This is a genomic window from Mesorhizobium sp. WSM1343 (assembly GCF_055901535.1).
In genome coordinates, this window is record NZ_CM148370.1 from 2,572,363 (window position 1) to 2,587,881 (window position 15,519).

General features: G+C 63.1%; 14 protein-coding genes. 5 read left to right on the plus strand and 9 right to left on the minus strand.

Features of this window, described 5'->3' with window-relative positions; all coding sequences use genetic code 11:
- The first annotated feature begins 2 nt into the window (after positions 1-2).
- The 3 genes from folD (at position 3) to AC0NIL_RS12415 (ending at position 3,964) form a co-directional block, all read left to right on the plus strand.
- Positions 3-902, plus strand: coding sequence for a bifunctional methylenetetrahydrofolate dehydrogenase/methenyltetrahydrofolate cyclohydrolase FolD (gene folD / locus AC0NIL_RS12405; RefSeq protein WP_013530231.1), 900 nt, complete (start codon positions 3-5; stop codon positions 900-902).
- A gap of 56 nt (positions 903-958) precedes the next feature.
- The gene (locus AC0NIL_RS12410) at positions 959-1,921 is read left to right on the plus strand and encodes a GlxA family transcriptional regulator (RefSeq protein ID WP_013530232.1); all 963 of its coding nucleotides are present in this window, start codon (positions 959-961) and stop codon (positions 1,919-1,921) included.
- Positions 1,922-2,299: 378 nt separating this feature from the next.
- Positions 2,300-3,964 carry a vWA domain-containing protein gene (locus tag AC0NIL_RS12415; RefSeq protein ID WP_063172830.1) on the plus strand — a complete coding sequence of 555 codons (1,665 nt, stop codon included), beginning with the start codon at positions 2,300-2,302 and terminating at the stop codon, positions 3,962-3,964.
- Between the two features lie 68 nt (positions 3,965-4,032).
- Here AC0NIL_RS12415 and edd read toward each other — a convergent pair whose 3' ends face one another.
- The 3 genes from edd to zwf all read right to left on the minus strand — a co-directional run bounded on the left by edd (position 4,033) and on the right by zwf (position 8,096).
- A complete protein-coding gene (gene edd, locus AC0NIL_RS12420) occupies positions 4,033-5,856 on the minus strand; it encodes a phosphogluconate dehydratase (RefSeq protein ID WP_473572415.1) in 1,824 nt (607 codons plus the stop codon).
- Positions 5,857-5,928: 72 nt separating this feature from the next.
- Positions 5,929-6,645, minus strand: coding sequence for a 6-phosphogluconolactonase (pgl, locus tag AC0NIL_RS12425; protein WP_027162288.1), 717 nt, complete (start codon positions 6,643-6,645; stop codon positions 5,929-5,931).
- On the minus strand, positions 6,627-8,096 hold the full coding sequence (gene zwf, locus AC0NIL_RS12430; protein ID WP_013530236.1) for a glucose-6-phosphate dehydrogenase: 1,470 nt from the start codon (positions 8,094-8,096) through the stop codon (positions 6,627-6,629). Before zwf ends, pgl begins: the two co-directional genes overlap by 19 nt.
- Positions 8,097-8,411: 315 nt before the next feature.
- On the opposite strand from zwf, the gene AC0NIL_RS12435 reads away from it, so the two are divergent.
- Complete coding sequence (locus AC0NIL_RS12435) at positions 8,412-9,158, plus strand: SDR family oxidoreductase (RefSeq protein ID WP_027162287.1); 747 nt, start codon at positions 8,412-8,414, stop codon at positions 9,156-9,158.
- Between the two features lie 93 nt (positions 9,159-9,251).
- On the opposite strand, the gene AC0NIL_RS12440 is transcribed toward AC0NIL_RS12435, so the two are convergent.
- The 4 genes from AC0NIL_RS12440 to AC0NIL_RS12455 all read right to left on the minus strand — a co-directional run bounded on the left by AC0NIL_RS12440 (position 9,252) and on the right by AC0NIL_RS12455 (position 13,608).
- Complete coding sequence (locus tag AC0NIL_RS12440; protein WP_275953974.1) at positions 9,252-10,103, minus strand: SH3 domain-containing protein; 852 nt, start codon at positions 10,101-10,103, stop codon at positions 9,252-9,254.
- A 262-nt stretch (positions 10,104-10,365) separates the two neighbouring features.
- Entirely contained in the window at positions 10,366-11,652 is a 1,287-nt protein-coding gene (locus AC0NIL_RS12445; RefSeq protein WP_275953973.1) for an NAD(P)/FAD-dependent oxidoreductase, read from the minus strand.
- Between the two features lie 96 nt (positions 11,653-11,748).
- Positions 11,749-12,117, minus strand: coding sequence for a four helix bundle protein (locus AC0NIL_RS12450; protein WP_063170070.1), 369 nt, complete (start codon positions 12,115-12,117; stop codon positions 11,749-11,751).
- Between the two features lie 54 nt (positions 12,118-12,171).
- On the minus strand, positions 12,172-13,608 hold the full coding sequence (locus tag AC0NIL_RS12455) for a glutamine synthetase family protein (protein ID WP_027035719.1): 1,437 nt from the start codon (positions 13,606-13,608) through the stop codon (positions 12,172-12,174).
- A 145-nt stretch (positions 13,609-13,753) separates the two neighbouring features.
- Here AC0NIL_RS12455 and AC0NIL_RS12460 point away from each other — a divergent pair, with 145 nt between their 5' ends.
- Positions 13,754-14,467, plus strand: a complete 714-nt coding sequence (locus AC0NIL_RS12460; RefSeq protein ID WP_013530243.1) for an HAD family hydrolase — start codon at positions 13,754-13,756, stop codon at positions 14,465-14,467.
- 82 nt (positions 14,468-14,549) lie between these two features.
- Here AC0NIL_RS12460 and AC0NIL_RS12465 read toward each other — a convergent pair whose 3' ends face one another.
- Positions 14,550-14,954, minus strand: coding sequence for an ANTAR domain-containing protein (locus tag AC0NIL_RS12465; protein WP_245265430.1), 405 nt, complete (start codon positions 14,952-14,954; stop codon positions 14,550-14,552).
- Between the two features lie 278 nt (positions 14,955-15,232).
- Positions 15,233-15,475 carry an SMc00767 family acetate metabolism repressor gene (locus AC0NIL_RS12470; protein ID WP_006202762.1) on the minus strand — a complete coding sequence of 81 codons (243 nt, stop codon included), beginning with the start codon at positions 15,473-15,475 and terminating at the stop codon, positions 15,233-15,235.
- Between the last annotated feature and the right edge of the window lie 44 nt (positions 15,476-15,519).

The window sequence follows — 15,519 nt, forward strand, 5'->3', positions numbered from 1 at the left end:
CCATGGCTGAAGTGATTGATGGCAAGAGCGTTGCCGGGGACGTTGTGGGGACGGTCAAGACCCTGACGGCTGAACTTGTCGCCAAGGGCAAGGCCAAGCCCGGTCTTGCCGTGGTCATCGTCGGCGAGGATCCGGCCAGCCAGGTCTATGTCGCGTCCAAGTCGCGCACCGCCAAGGAATGCGGCTTTCATTCCGTCCAGCATACGCTGCCGGCCGAAACCTCCGAAGAGGCATTGCTGAAGATCATCGGCGACCTCAACGCCGATCCGGCCATCAATGGCATCCTCGTGCAGCTTCCTCTGCCGGCCCACATTGACGCCGGCAAGATCATCCAGACCATCGCGCCGGAAAAGGATGTCGACGGCTTCCACTTCATCAATGTCGGCAAGCTCGGCACCGGTGAACTCGAAACAGCGTTCGTGCCTTGCACGCCGGCCGGCTCGATGCTTCTGATCGAGCGGGTGCGCGGCAAGGACCTGTCCGGCCTCAACGCCGTCGTCGTCGGCCGCTCCAACATCGTCGGCAAGCCGATGGCCAACCTGCTGCTTGCCGCCAACTGCACCGTCACCATCGCCCACAGCCGCACCAGGGATCTGCCGGCCTTGGCCCGCACCGCCGATATCCTTGTCGCGGCCGTCGGCAGGCCGGAGATGATCAGGGGTGATTGGGTGAAGCCAGGCGCCACCGTCATCGATGTCGGCATCAACCGCATCCCGGCGCCGGAAAAGGGCGAGGGCAAGTCCCGCCTCGTCGGCGATGTCGCCTATGCCGAAGCGGCCAGGGCCGCCAGCGCCATCACACCGGTGCCCGGCGGTGTCGGCCCCATGACCATTGCCATGCTGATGGCCAATACGTTAGCCTCCGCCTACCTTGCGGCCGGATTGAAACGGCCGTCCTTCTGACCCGCCAGAAAGCTGCAGCTTTGCCGAACCCCAGTGTTCCCTCAGAACGGCCGGTCATGACTGACCCCGTTCAAGGCGGCCGGCAGTTCGCATTCCTGCTGGTAGACAAGTTCTCCATGTTCTCGCTGGCTGCCGCGATCGATACGTTCCGGTCGGCGAACCGGTTGCTTGGCCGCGACTTCTACGGTTGGACCACGGTGTCGGCCGATGGCGATCCGGTGATGGCTTCCAATGGCCTGCCGCTCAAGATCGACTACGCCGTTGCCGACCTGCCGCCGGTCGATATCCTTTTCGTCTCGGTCGGGCTGACGACCGAATTCCCCGGCAAGAGCAAGGTGCTGGCGGCTTTGCGAAGCTGGGGCCGGCGCGGCAATGCGCTGGGTGCCCTGTCGGTCGGGTCCTACCTGCTGGCCGAGGCCGGCCAGCTCGAAGGCTATCGCTGCACCATCCATTGGGAAAACCGTGCCGGCTTCGTCGAGCGATTCCCCGACATCAACTGCACCGGCAACGTCTTCGAGATCGATCGCAAGCGCTACACCTGTGCCGGCGGCACCACTTCGATCGACCTGATGCTGGAGATCGTGCGCGGCGATTTCGGCTCGAACCTGGCCAATGGCGTCGCCAACCAGTTCCAGCACGAACGCATCCGCTCGGCCGGCGACCGTCAGCGCGTCGGACCCGAACGCGACCTGACCGGCAAGTCGGAGAAGCTCAGGCGCATCGTCGAACTGATGGCCGACCACCTCGACGAGCCGCTTTCGGCGGTACAGCTGGCCAAATCCGCCGGCCTTTCGGTGCGCCAGGTCGAGCGCCTGTTCCTGCGCCATCTCAGCGTCACGCCCGGCCGTTACTATATGCGATTGCGGCTGGAGCGGGCGCGCGAACTGCTGCGCCAGACCAACATGCCGATCCTCGACGTGGCGATCGCGACGGGCTTCACCTCGCATTCCTACTTCGCCCAGAGCTACCGGCTGCAATTCGGCAGGCCGCCTTCGGAAGAACGCCGCACGACTTACTAAGCTGGTTTTCGTTTTCGTTGAGAGTTCGGCATTCGGCCCGGCGCATCGGGCCAAGGCCATGAATTCGGGTTAATGGGTTCTTTCGGAGCCTTCGCCGCGCGTAGGCTGACGGGTGCAACAAACGAAAAACCCCGCCTATTGCGGCGGGTCACCGGCGCAAATCAGCACCATAGCCAAATATGTACCTTAGCTGAGGTCATGGTGTCAAGAAAAAATTCCTATTACCGGGGAAAAGGCTGCCGCCGCCGCCGAACTGGCTGTCGTCAGGACTTTTGTTAAGCTGGGTCCGCAGCCCTGCGCACCGGCGCCCGGACTTGTGTCCCGGCGCCGCGTCAAATAGCTTGCCGCCCGGATCAGGGGCGGATTTAGGAGATTTCGATGGCGGGACTTGCACGGGGCGTCGCTGCGGCGATCCTCCTTTTGTCGATGACGACGTTCGGCTTCGCCGCAAACAAGGTCATCATCATTCTCGATGCGTCCGGCTCGATGTGGGCGCAGATCGACGGCAAGCCCAAGCTCGAAATCGCCCGCGAGTCGCTTCGAACCGTGCTTCAATCGGTCCCCACCGACGACGAGATCGGCTTCATGGCCTACGGCCATCGCGAGAAGGGCAGCTGCGACGACATCCAGCTGATCGTGCCGCCGCAGGCAGGTTCGGGCAGCGCCATTTCGGCCGCCGCCGACAGCCTGAAATTCCTCGGCAAGACGCCGCTGACGGCGGCGGTCAAACAGGCGGCCGAGGCGCTGAAATACACCGAGGACAAGGCGACCGTCGTGCTTATCACCGACGGGCTCGAAACATGCGGCGGCGACCCCTGCGCGCTTGGCAAGGAGCTCGAGGCATCCGGCGTCGACTTCACCGCCGATGTCGTCGGCTTCGGCCTGACCGCCGACGAGGGCAAGCAGATCGCCTGCCTCGCCGACAACACCGGCGGCAAATACATCCAGGCCTCCGACGAGAAGGCGCTGCAGGAGGCGCTTGCCGAGACCGTGGCGGCGCCGGCACCTGCTCCTGAACCGGCTCCGGCACCTGCGCCGGCACCCGCGCCCGAGCCGGCCAAACCGGACTTCAATTTCCTGCCGATAGCGGTGCTTGCCGAGGGCGGCGATCCCGTCACTGACGGCAATGCCTGGGAGATCTACAAGGCGAAACCCGACGGCACGCGCGGCGACTACGTCAGTACCGAATACGGCGCCTACAAGGCCAATCTGGAACCGGGCGACTATATCGTCGTGGCCAGCGACGGCCAGGCCAAGACCGAGCAGAAAGTCAAGATCGAGGCGGGCCAAGTCTACGCGCCTCTCTTCAACTTGAATGCCGGCACGCTCATCATCCATCCGCGACCGAGCGAGGGGGCAGATGTCGTCGATGGCGCGGCTATCGTCATCGATTATCCGGGTGCTGACATGCCCGCCACCTTCTATGGGACCACGAAAGCCGTGTTGCCGGCCGGCGACGAGAAAGTGACGGTCACGATCGGCCAGGGCGTGGCTACCGAAACGATTCCGCTGGCTGCCGGCAAGACCGTGGAAAAGGACATGATTGTCGGTGTCGGCCATGTCGTTGCCAATGCTTATTATGCTGCCGGCGGCGACAAGGCGGACGGTTCAGGCATCGGCTTCAAGGTGCTCAAGGCAAAAAAGAAGATCGATGGAACCAGGGACGAGGTGACCTATGCCTACGGACCCGACAGCAAATTCGATCTGCCGGCCGATGACTATGTCTTGATTGCGACGGTTGATCTCGCCGTTGTCGAGCAGCCGTTCACCGTCAAGGTCGGCGAATTTCAGGATCTGAAAATCGCAATGAATGCCGGCGTGCTGGCGATCACCGCGCCGGGAGCCTCGAAGATCGAGATTTTCGAGGCCAAAAAGGACATCAACGGCAACCGCAAGTCGCTTGGCTATGCATTCGACCAGAAGTACCAGGCAGCGATCCCGGCGGGCGACTATGCCGTCGTCTCGGAGAAATCCGACAACAGTTCGAAAGAAGGCAACGTGACGGTCAAGGCCGGCGAGCGAGCCGAGCTAACCGTGCAATAGAATCGTATGCACAACCGCAAGAGGGCGGCCAAGTGCCGCCCCTTTTCATGGGTTGCGCAGAACTGCCGTCAGGCCGTGCCGAAGGCGCTGGCGCCATGATCGGCGCGGCCGACCAATTGCCGGAAGCCGGCAAACAGCTCGCGGCCGAAACCGAACTCGTTGCCGATGAGGTCGGCATCCGCCGTCCGGCGCAGCGCGAAATCGCCGGCCGGCACCAGCACTTCCAGCGTGCCGGCATCGGCGTCGAGCCGGATGATGTCGCCTTCGTGGATCCTGGCGATAGGACCCTCCTCGACCGCTTCCGGTGTGACATGGATCGCCGCCGGCACCTTGCCGGAGGCGCCCGACATGCGCCCGTCGGTGACCAGCGCCACGCGCTGGCCGCGATCCTGCAGGATGCCGAGCACGGTGGTCAGCTTGTGCAGTTCCGGCATGCCGTTGGCCTTCGGCCCCTGGAAGCGGATGACGGCGATGAAATCGCCGGTCAGCGTGCCTGCCTTGAACGCATCGTTCAGCCCTTGCTGGCTGTCGAAGACCCTGGCCGGCGCCTCGATGACACGCCGCTCCGGCTTCACCGCGGAAGTCTTGATGACGGCGTGGCCGAGATTGCCTGACAGCACCTTTAGGCCGCCGGTCGCCTGGAACGCCTTGTTGAAAGGCGCCAGCACCTTCTCGTCGCCGCTTGTCCGCGGCGAGGCTTCGCGCACCACGCCTCCGTCGGCGCCGAGCTTTGCCTCGACCGCATAGGGCCGCAGGCCTTCGCCCCACACCGTCTGCACATCCTCATGCAGGATGCCTTCGTCGAGCAGTTCGCGGATCAGGAAGCCGAGCCCGCCGGCGGCGTGGAAATGGTTCACGTCGGCGAGGCCGTTCGGATAGACCCGCGCCAGCAGCGGCACCGCTTCCGACAGGTCGGAAATATCCTGCCATGTGATGGCGATGCCGGCCGCCGCCGCCATGGCGATCAGGTGGATGGTGTGATTGGTCGAGCCGCCGGTGGCATGCAGGCCGACGACGCCGTTGACGATCGAGCGCTCGTCGATCATCCGCCCGACGGGCGTATAGGCGTTGCCAAGCGCAGTAATCGCCAGCGCCCGCTTGGTCGCCTCGCGGGTCAAAGCCTCGCGCAGCGGCGTGCCTGGATTGACGAAGGACGCGCCCGGCGTGTGCAGGCCCATGATCTCCATCAGCATCTGGTTGGAATTCGCCGTGCCGTAGAAGGTGCAGGTGCCCGGTCCATGGTAAGATTTGGACTCGGCCTCCAGCAGTTCGGCGCGTCCGGCCTTGCCCTCGGCGTAGAGCTGGCGGACCTTGGCCTTTTCGTCATTGGGCAGGCCTGATGTCATCGGTCCGGCCGGAATGAACACCGCCGGCAGATGGCCGAAGGTGAGGGCGGCGATCACCAGCCCCGGCACGATCTTGTCACAGACGCCGAGATAGACGGCGGCGTCGAACATGTTGTGCGACAGGCCGATCGCGGCGGCCATGGCGATGACATCGCGCGAAAACAGCGACAGCTCCATGCCGGGCTGGCCCTGGGTGACGCCGTCGCACATCGCCGGCACGCCGCCTGCCACCTGGGCGATGCCGCCGGCTTCGCGGGCTGCATCCTTGATCAGCGCGGGGAAGCTCTCGAACGGCTGATGCGCCGACAGCATGTCGTTGTAGGAGGTGATGATGCCGAGGTTCGGCACCTTGTCGGCGCCCAGCGCTAGCTTTTCCGAGGGGCTGCACACCGCAAAGCCGTGAGCGAGGTTGCCGCACGACAAAACGGCCCGGTTGGCGGCGCGGTTCGACGCCTCGGCGATGCGGCCGAGATAACGCTCGCGGCCGGGCTTAGAGCGCTGGCGGATGCGTTCGGTGATGGCTTCGATGTCGCGTCTGGCGGTCATGGTATCGGTCCTTTCAGGCGAGGTCCCGGAAACATCCTCCCGCCGTTTGCCGGGCCCGGTGTAAATCGAGAATCAGGGTGCCCAGAAAACCTCTACGGGCTTTTGCGCTGCGTCGAGCACGGCGCGGATTGGCTTTCGCGGCCCGGGCGCCACCGCGCCGTCGAAGGCGATACGCTTGTCCTCACCCTCGATGTGCAGCGCGATGAAGCCGGCTTCGACGATGCGGGCCAGCGACAGGGTCAGCCGCGGCTCGCCCGCACTTGCCGCATGAACCGGCAGCACGATCCTGTCGGAAGACGGGTCGAGCAGTGTTGCCAGTTCGGCGGCATCGGGAAAGAACGAGGCGGTGTGGCCGTCCGGCCCCATGCCGAGCACGACGACATCGAGCGGCCAGGGCAAGGATCGGAGCGCTGCATCGTCGGACGAGGCCGCATCCTCGATGCTGGTGGCTTCGTGATAGAGCGGCACGAAACGAGCCGCCTTGGCCGCGTTCTGCAACAGATTGGCGGCCACCAGCCCGGCATTGGAGCGTGGCGAGGAGGCCGGCACGAAACGCTCGTCGACCAGCGTCACGATCACCTTGTCCCAGGCGATGGGTATCGCTGAAAGGGCGGCGAAGAATTTTGCCGGCGTGGTGCCGCCGGAGACGGCGAGCAACCCCGTGCCGCGCTCGGCGATCGCCTTGGTCAGTCTGCCTGCAACATGGCCGGCCAGGGCTGCCGCCAGTTCCTGGCGCCCGCTGAAGCCGTTCCAGCTGTAGGCGGCGCTGTTCAATTGCTCTCGTGCCATGTCCGCCCGTCACGTTCGATCAGCGCTATCGAGGCCGATGGGCCCCAGGTGCCCGCCGTGTAGCCCTGCGCCTCCTGCCTGGCACTTTCCCAGGCATTCTGGATCGGGTCGATCCATTTCCACGCCGCCTCGACTTCGTCACGGCGCATGAACAGGGTCTGGTTGCCACGGATGACGTCCATGATCAGCCGCTCATAGGCGTCCGGTGCGCGGCCGTCGAAGGACTGCGCGAAACTCATGTCGAGCGAAATCTGGCGCAGCCGCATGCCGCCCGGGCCCGGATCCTTGATCATGATGAACTGCTTGACGCCTTCGTCCGGCTGCAGCCGGATGACAAGCTGGTTGGCGAAGATCGGTCCGGCGCTGTCGCCGAAGATCGAATGCGGGATCGGCTTGAATTCGATGACGATTTCCGAAACCCGCGTCGCCAGCCGTTTGCCGGTACGCAGATAGAACGGAACGCCCGACCAGCGCCAATTGCCGATCTCGGCCTTGATGGCGACGAAGGTCTCGGTGTTGCTGTCCTTGCCGAGTTCCTCGACATAGCCTTTCACCGGTCCGCCGGCCGAAGCCCCGGCGCGATACTGCCCGCGCACGGTGTGCTTCGGCGCTTCGTTGCCGTTGATGCGCTTCAGTGCCCGCAGCACCTTCAGCTTTTCGTCGCGCACGGCGTCGGCATCCATCGACGACGGCGCTTCCATGGCGACGAGGCACAAGAGCTGCAGCATATGGTTCTGCACCATGTCGCGCAACGCGCCGGCCTTGTCGTAATAGGTGACGCGGTCCTCCAGGCCGACGGTCTCGGCCACGGTGATCTGGACATGGTCGATATGGGCTGAATTCCACAACGGTTCGTAGAGCGCGTTGGCAAAGCGCAGCGCCATCAGGTTCTGCACCGTCTCCTTGCCGAGATAATGGTCGATGCGGAAGATCTGGCTTTCGTGGAAGTCGTCGCCGACCAGGTCGTTGAGCTTGCGTGCCGAATCGAGATCGCGGCCGATCGGCTTTTCCAGCACGATGCGCGAGTTCGGCGTGATCAGATTGTGCTCTTTCAGCTTGTGCGAGATGTCGCCGAACAGCGCCGGCGCCACCGCCAGGTAGAAGGCGCGGATGCGGTCGCTGTCGCCGATCGCCTTCTTGAGCTTGTCGAAGCCGGCGCCGCTCGTCGCATCGGCGGAGACGTAGGACAGCCGCGCCAGAAAGGTCTTCAGTTCCTTGGCGTCGATGTCGGCCGGTTTGACGTGGTCCGAGATCGCCTGCTTGGCGAAGGCCTGGAATTCTTCGTCGCTCATCTTCGAGCGCGAGGTGCCGATGATGCGTGTCGGCTCCGAAAACTGATGGTCGCGCTGGCGATAATAGAGCGACGGCAGAAGCTTGCGCTCCGACAGATCGCCGGTGCCGCCGAAAATGATGAAGTCGAAAGGATCGACGGGGATGATCTGGCTGGTCATGGTCTGTCCGCTCTGACGCCGGTCGCTGTGACGCGGCTGATATAATCTAATCGATTTAAATTTTCCAGTGCCATGGTGTCACATCTGGGTGTATGCGCCTGCCCCTTGACAGTCCGATGACCCGGAGGCTTGTCGACAGGCGCGGCACCGGAAGCCTTCGCAGTTGCAGCATAGAGCGGGATCGACGCGAAAGCCAAAGGAGAAATCGGCGATGGCCGCACATCTTTCGAGCAATCCGGCCAGAAGCCACGGGTTCGCGCGGATGTGCGCTATCGGCGCGCCGGTTGATCGTCATCAATCATGAGCGGGAAAAACATGCGTCTGGAAAACAAGGTTGCCGTCATCACCGGTGCTGCGTCCGGTTTTGGCGAGGGCATCGCCAGGCGCTTTGCGCAGGAGGGTGCCAGGGTCGTTGTCGCCGATCTCAACGCCAGGGGCGCTGAGCGCGTCGCCGGCGAGATCGGCGAAGCGGCGATCTGGACCCAGACCGATGTCTCGCTGCGCTCCGAATTCGACGAGATGATCTATGCCGCCAAAAGCGCCTTCGGTCGCATCGACATCATGGTCAACAATGCCGGCTACACCCATCGCAACGGCGACATGCTCAATGTCGACGAGGAGACCTTCGACCTGATAACCGCCGTCAACATGAAGGCGATTTATCACGCGGCACTCGCCGTGGTGCCGATCATGGAGCGGCAGGGCGGCGGCGTCATCCTGACCACGGCCTCCACCGCGGGTCTGCGGCCGCGCCCCGGCCTCACCTGGTACAATGCGTCGAAAGGCTGGGCGATCACCGCCACCAAATCGATGGCGGTGGAACTGGCGCCGAAGAACATCCGCGTCAACTGCCTCTGCCCGGTTGCCGGCGAGACCGGCATGCTGGAGAAATTCATGGGCGCCGACACACCCGAAATCCGCGAGAAGTTCCGCGCATCGATCCCGCTCGGCCGGCTCTCGACGCCGCTCGACATCGCCAACGCCGCACTCTGGCTGGCCTCGGACGAAGCCGCCTTCATCACCGGCGTGGCGCTGGAGGTCGACGGCGGCCGCTGCATCTGAACGCCTGGTGCATGTCGTCCAAAAGCGCACAGCGATCTTGGAGCGACGGCATGCATCGGAAAGGGAGACGGACCTGTCGTTGAGCGGCGGGCGTCAGGCGCCGGTCTTGATGTAGCTCTTGTAGATCCAGCCGGTCTTGCCGTTGTAGGTGATCTGGCACCATTTCTTGCAGCTCATCACCTGCACCGAGGTTTTGGCTGGCACCGTACCGATGGCGGCGGCATTTTTCTTCGGGCCGCTTCGCATGGTCACGGCCCTCAGGATGCGTCCTGTTCCGGCGGCTGCGGCTTTCCTTGGCTTCGCCTTGGCCTGGCTGTCATCACCTTCTGCCGCTGGCTCTTGAGCCGGCACTTGCGGTTGCACCTCGGGAATGGCGGCGGTTTGTGCGCCGTCGGGATGGTTGCCCGCGGTTGCGCCGGGCGCGGCTACCTTGGCAAGTTCGGTGGCGGCATCGGTATCGGCTGCCGGCTGCGCGAATGCCGCCGTTTGCTTGTCGGGTGCCTTGTGCGCCACCTGGCTGGGAGCAGTCGAATCGGACGCGGATGCGGCCTTCAGCTGGGAACCGGTCCAGCGTGGGTCATTGGCGGCGAGTGCGGGAATGTTGTCTTGCGCGGCCGCCACAGTTGTTGGAATTGCGTCGGACTTGCGCGCCTGCGGCACGGCTGCCGCAGCGACCGCGGCCCCAACCGGGGTTATTTTCGTCGTCTTCACCGGAACCGTTGGAATGGTCTGTTCGGGGCTCGCTGCCGCTTGCCTGTCGCTGGCCGGCAGCGCCAGCCACAGCGCCACGGCGGCGACGCCAAGCAGTGCGGCGGTGCCGATCGCGGCGATCACCAGATGCGAGTTCGAACGGACTTCCTGCCAGAAGGACGGCCGCATGTCGTATCCGAACTGCATGGCAAAGCGCCGACGTTCCGGCGTACCGAAACTGAAGGGCTCTCTCACTCTTGCCACCTCCATAAGCGGGCCGACGTTCTTTCGATCGGTGCCGGAAGTCCGGCGTCTGATCCGCATCGGTCCCAAAAACAACGCGGGCAGGCCCGCAACAATCCCCGAACAATCGCCCAGAACCGGCAGCTTTCGCCTGCGATTGTGGCATCAGTACGCCAACATAGAGGATTCTGCGCCTTTGCGGGAAATTGCGCAATGCGTCGCACGGGCAACAAATGTTACAACAAATATTACAATATTACATCAGGCCGGCCGGCTAGATCCTGTCGCGCAGCGCAAACCAGTTGAGCGCCAGGAACAGCAGCGGCGTACGGAAACGCCGGCCGCCAGGGAAAGGCGGGATTTTCAGATCCTCGATCAGCTTCAGCCGGTCGCGGTTGCCGGCAACGGTTTCGGCATAGAGTTTACCGAAGTAGTTCGACAGCATGACGCCGTGGCCGGAATAGCCGCCGGCCGAGATCACATTGGGCATCACTTCGCGCACGAACGGCTTTCTTGGCACCGTGATGCCGACATAGCCGCCCCAGCCATGCGTGATCTCGACATCCCCGAGCGCCGGATAGAGTTCCGCGATCTGGCGGCGGATGTGGATGTGGATATCCCGGGGATCGTTGACGCCATAGACCTCGCGTCCGCCAAACAGCAGCCGTCCGTCCTTCGATTTGCGGAAATAACGCACGACGAAGCGGGAATCGTCGACCGCCTCGCCGCCCGGCAGCACGTCCGAGTGCGTATCCAGAGGCACCGTCGCGCCGATGAACGAACCGATCGGCATGACGTGCGCGGCACTCACCGGCTCGAGCGTGCCGCCATAGGCGTTGACCGCGATCAGGCATTTCTGCGCCGTCACCGTGCCTCTCGGTGTCGAAACCTTGACCTTGCCGCCACTGGAAATGATGCCGGTTGATTGAGTCCCCTCGAACAGCTGCGCGCCTGCAAGCGCTGCCACCCGCGCCGTGCCGATCACCAGCTTCATCGGATGGATGTGCCCTGTGCCGGTGTCGCGCGTGCCGCCGAAATAGGCGGTCGAGCCCAGCCGCTCCGCCGTCTCCCTGGCATCCATGAACGAGATATGCGGGTAGGAAAAACGGCTCGCCATGATCTCGGCATGCGCCTTGTAGTCATCGACATAGCGCGGCTTGTGCGCCACCGAGAGCTGGCCCGGCATATAGTCGATATCGATCTGGTTGGCGGCAGTGAATTCGAGGAGATGCGCCTTCGCCTCTTCGGCAAGATCAAACAGCGCCTTGGCGCGGGACAAGCCGTACTCGGCTTCCAGGTCCTCGGCCCAGGCGCGCTGGCCGGTGCCAAGTTGGCCACCATTGCGCCCGGAGGCGCCATCACCGAAGCGATACGCCTCGATCAAAACGACATTGGCGCCCGCCTTGGCCAGATGCGCTGCCGCCGACAGGCCGGTAAAACCGCCGCCGATGACAACGACGTCGCATGTCCGGTCGCCATCCAGCGCCGGGTATTCAGGCCGCGGGCCGGCCGTGTCCTCATACCAGGAACGGCCGGGGGAGATCGGGGATTGGTAGGGCATGATGCTCGCAGGGAGTAGGGGAGTAGGGGAGTAGGGGAACAGGGGAACAGGGGAATAGGGGAATAGGGGAATAGGGGAATAGGGGAATAGGGGAGGCTATTCGGCTGTAAGTTTACGGATGAGAAGTCGAAGAAGCTTTCCCACACTTTCGGTACTCGCCAACAATGGGCCGGACGTCGCTTTCGGCGCGATGCCAATACGTTCAGCAATCAGAAGCTGAGTTTCCAGTTCCTTCAATGATCCTTGGGCAATACGGAGAAACTGCAGATAGGAGCCTCGAATTTCCCTGCCATACCCCTCGGCTATGTTCGCCGGCACCGACGTTGCAGAGCGCCGCACTTGGCTGGTCAGTCCATAAAGTTCTTCTTTGGGCCAGGATTTCGTAGCACCGTAGACCGCCACCGCAAGATCCATCGCCTGCTCCCAAACCAGCAAGTCCTTGTAGGACCCTGTTTTTTCGGTCATCCGTCCCTACTCCCCTACTCCCCTACTCCCCTACTGCCCCACTCCCCCACTCCCCTACACATTCAGCAACAAATACTCCCGCTCCCACGGACTGATCACTTCCATGAAGGTCTCGAATTCCGCGCGCTTGATCGCCGCATAGGTCGCGGCGAACGACTTGCCCAGATGCGCGCAGAGTTCCTCGTCGCCCTCGAACAGGTCGACGGCTTCGAGCAGACCGCGCGGCAGGTCGATCTCGTCGGCATTGGCCGTTGTCAGGACCGGGGGCTCGGCCTTGATCTTGTTGGTGATGCCGATCAGCCCGCAGGCAAGCGATGCCGCCAGCGCCAGATAGGGATTGGCATCGGAGGACGGGATGCGGTTTTCGACGCGCCGTGCCGCCGGATCCGAGCGCGGCACGCGAAACGCCGTGGTGCGGTTGTCATAGCCCCATTTGTTGTTGACCGGCGCCGACGCCGCCTGTGTCAGCCGGCGGTAGGAATTGACATAGGGCGCGAACATCACCAGCGCGTTCGGCACATGCTTCTGCATGCCGCCGATAAAGTGGAAAAAATCGTCGGTTTCCGAGCCGTCAGCGGCCGAAAAGATGTTCTGTCCGGTCTTCTTGTCGATGATCGACTGATGGATGTGCATGGCGGAGCCGGGTTGCCCCTGGATCGGCTTGGCCATGAAGGTGGCGTAGATCTCGTGCTTCAGCGCCGCCTCGCGAATGGTGCGCTTGAACATGAACACCTGGTCGGCCAGTTCGATCGGGTCGCCATGGCGCAGATTGATCTCCAACTGGCCGGCACCTTCCTCGTGGATCAGCGTATCGATCTCCAGGCCCTGGCTTTCGGAGAAATGGTAGATGTCGTCGATCAGTTCGTCGAATTCGTTGACGCCGGCGATCGAATAGCCGGCGCCGCCGCCGATCGCGCGTCCCGACCGGCCGACCGGCGGGGTCAGCGGATAGTCCGGGTCGGGATTCTTGCGCACCAGGTAGAACTCGATCTCGGGCGCCACCACAGGCTTCAGGCCGAGCTTGTCATAGGCGGCCACCACACGCTTCAACACGTTGCGCGGCGTGAACTCGACCGAGCGTCCGTCCTGGTGGACGAGGTCGCAGATGACCGCGGCCGTCGGGTCTTCTTCCCAGGGCACCACCGTCAGCGTCGACAGGTCGGGCATCAGTTTGAGGTCGCCGTCGTCTTCCGGGTAATGGAAGCCGTTGCCATCCTCGGGGTAGCCGCCGGATATCGTCGTCATGAAGACTGCCGACGGCAGCGCCAGCGAGGTGTTGGAGGTGAATTTCTTCGATGGCATCATCTTGCCACGCGCGACGCCTGCCTGATCGGGCGTGATGCACTCGATGTCCTCGATGCCGCGCCATTCCAGCCAGGCGCTGACTTCCTTCCAGTTCTTGACGCCTCGTTGATTTTTCACGAAGGCAGGCGTGCGGGCGCGTCCTCCGCGGCTCGACGGACGGACTTCCTTTTTTGCAGGCGGCATCATTCACCAGATTGGGTTGCGGATTGTGGAGTATAGCCGTGCCCTCCTATGGAAGGGAAGGGGAGCCGCGTCGGGCATTGCCCGGTGCGGTTGAAAAACACGCCAATCGGCTTAGTTTCGGCCGTCCCAATTCCAATCGAGGCGTTCAATGCGGCGCAATGACAAACTGACGACGATCGGCTTCGACGCCGACGACACGTTGTGGCAGAACGAGCAGTTCTTCCGGCTGACGGAAAAGCGCTTTGCCGCCATGCTCGTCGACCATGGCGAAGCGGAGCACATCTCGGCACGATTGCTGGAGGCCGAAAGGCGCAACCTCGCTGTCTATGGCTTCGGCATCAAGGGATTTACCCTGTCGATGATCGAGACGGCGATCGAGGTCACGCAAGGCCGCGTGCCGGGCTCGGTCATAGCGGAGATTCTCGATGCCGGCCGCGAGATGCTGAGCCATCCGATCGAGGCCTTGCCGCACGCCCGCGAGACGGTCGAAAAGCTTGCCGGCGCATTCCGCCTCGTGCTGATCACCAAGGGCGACCTCTTCGACCAGGAGCGCAAGCTGGCTGGCTCAGGCCTTGGCGATCTGTTCGACGCGGTCGAGATCGTCAGCGACAAGAATGCTGCCACCTATAGCAGGCTCTTCAAGCGCCACGGCGATGGTCCGGCGAAAAGCATGATGGTCGGCAACTCGCTGAAGTCGGATGTGGTGCCTGCCATCGAGGCCGGCGGGTGGGGTGTTCATGTGCCGCATGAACTGACCTGGGTGCTGGAGCATGTCGAAGCGCCGGTAACCGAATCGAGGTTCCGCCAGATATCCGATCTCGGACAACTGCCCGGACTGATCGAAAGCATCATCGATCCCTGATCGCCGGGCGATCCGTGGTCGCCCGGCCTTACCTGGTTCGATTCCGGACGGAAAAACCGCTACACACTTTCCCGCAATTGCCTCAGCGGCCGATCAGGCGATCGATCACCGGTTGCAACCGTTCGGGCGTGATCGGCTTGGCGATCACCACGTCGATGACACCAGGCAGGCCCAGGCTTTCCGTGGTGCCATTCTTGGTTGACAGCAGGATTACCGGTGGCAGCGATTTGCCCGAGGCGCGGCGCAACGCGTCGATGCTGGACATCAGATTGTCGCAGTCCTTGTTGTCGGCGCCGCCGTCAAGGACAACCGCGCCGGGAATGAGTGACCGCAAGATCCTTGCCGCCGTGTCGGGAGATTCCGAAATCGGCTTGAGCCCGGATCGCTCGACGATCTTTGAAATCACCACGCGATTGATTGGCGACCTGCCGACGACAAGCACCTGCGACGGATCACGGATCGCCTCGGTGGTTGAGCCGCGGGTCACCAGATTCGGATGTCTTGGAGTCTCGCCTTCGCGATTCACCGGGCACACAAGTCAGCCAAGAAGCTCGCCCCTATTTCAATGCAGAGTTGAATCCGGAGCGCAATTGGCGTGAGATCGCAGCCTATGTCAAGTTGAAATAAAAGTGCCCGAAATCATCGCCGGGACAGTGAATTTCAAGCAACGCTACTGTACTCGACTGTCCACACATGCATTTCATAAAAAGAAAATTCACCTGCGCAGGGGCTGCGCAGGTGAAGAGTCGGTTGCATGAATTTCAGTCAGCCGTGGCTCTGCTGCGTGACGATCACCGGGATCAGCAGATCGCCCCAGTTGCCGTCGCCGCCGTGATGTCGTGCCGAGCGCACGAGTTCCACCGAGACGCCCGCCTCGACCGCCTTCATAACCGACTGGTTGAGGCGGTGCAGGTCGTTGGCCAGCATGCGGATCGTCGCCTGCTGGTCGACGCTCATCGTCGTCGACTGTTCCTCGGCGCGTTCCTTGACGCGGCTTATCGATGCCATTGGTTTTCTCCTTGTGTCCCAAGCCCTGTCGGGCGTTTCCTCTG

What these genes read in the sequence shown, in the direction of transcription:
- folD (WP_013530231.1), top strand. Translation starts at nt 3, where the DNA reads ATGGCTGAAGTGATTGATGGCAAGAGCGTTGCCGGGGACGTTGTGGGG.
- zwf (WP_013530236.1), bottom strand. Translation starts at nt 8,096, where the DNA reads ATGACCAGCCAGATCATCCCCGTCGATCCTTTCGACTTCATCATTTTC.
- AC0NIL_RS12435 (WP_027162287.1), top strand. Translation starts at nt 8,412, where the DNA reads ATGCGTCTGGAAAACAAGGTTGCCGTCATCACCGGTGCTGCGTCCGGT.
- pgl (WP_027162288.1), bottom strand. Translation starts at nt 6,645, where the DNA reads ATGGCACGAGAGCAATTGAACAGCGCCGCCTACAGCTGGAACGGCTTC.
- AC0NIL_RS12415 (WP_063172830.1), top strand. Translation starts at nt 2,300, where the DNA reads ATGGCGGGACTTGCACGGGGCGTCGCTGCGGCGATCCTCCTTTTGTCG.
- edd (WP_473572415.1), bottom strand. Translation starts at nt 5,856, where the DNA reads ATGACCGCCAGACGCGACATCGAAGCCATCACCGAACGCATCCGCCAG.
- AC0NIL_RS12470 (WP_006202762.1), bottom strand. Translation starts at nt 15,475, where the DNA reads ATGGCATCGATAAGCCGCGTCAAGGAACGCGCCGAGGAACAGTCGACG.
- AC0NIL_RS12460 (WP_013530243.1), top strand. Translation starts at nt 13,754, where the DNA reads ATGCGGCGCAATGACAAACTGACGACGATCGGCTTCGACGCCGACGAC.
- AC0NIL_RS12450 (WP_063170070.1), bottom strand. Translation starts at nt 12,117, where the DNA reads ATGACCGAAAAAACAGGGTCCTACAAGGACTTGCTGGTTTGGGAGCAG.
- AC0NIL_RS12455 (WP_027035719.1), bottom strand. Translation starts at nt 13,608, where the DNA reads ATGATGCCGCCTGCAAAAAAGGAAGTCCGTCCGTCGAGCCGCGGAGGA.
- AC0NIL_RS12445 (WP_275953973.1), bottom strand. Translation starts at nt 11,652, where the DNA reads ATGCCCTACCAATCCCCGATCTCCCCCGGCCGTTCCTGGTATGAGGAC.
- AC0NIL_RS12410 (WP_013530232.1), top strand. Translation starts at nt 959, where the DNA reads ATGACTGACCCCGTTCAAGGCGGCCGGCAGTTCGCATTCCTGCTGGTA.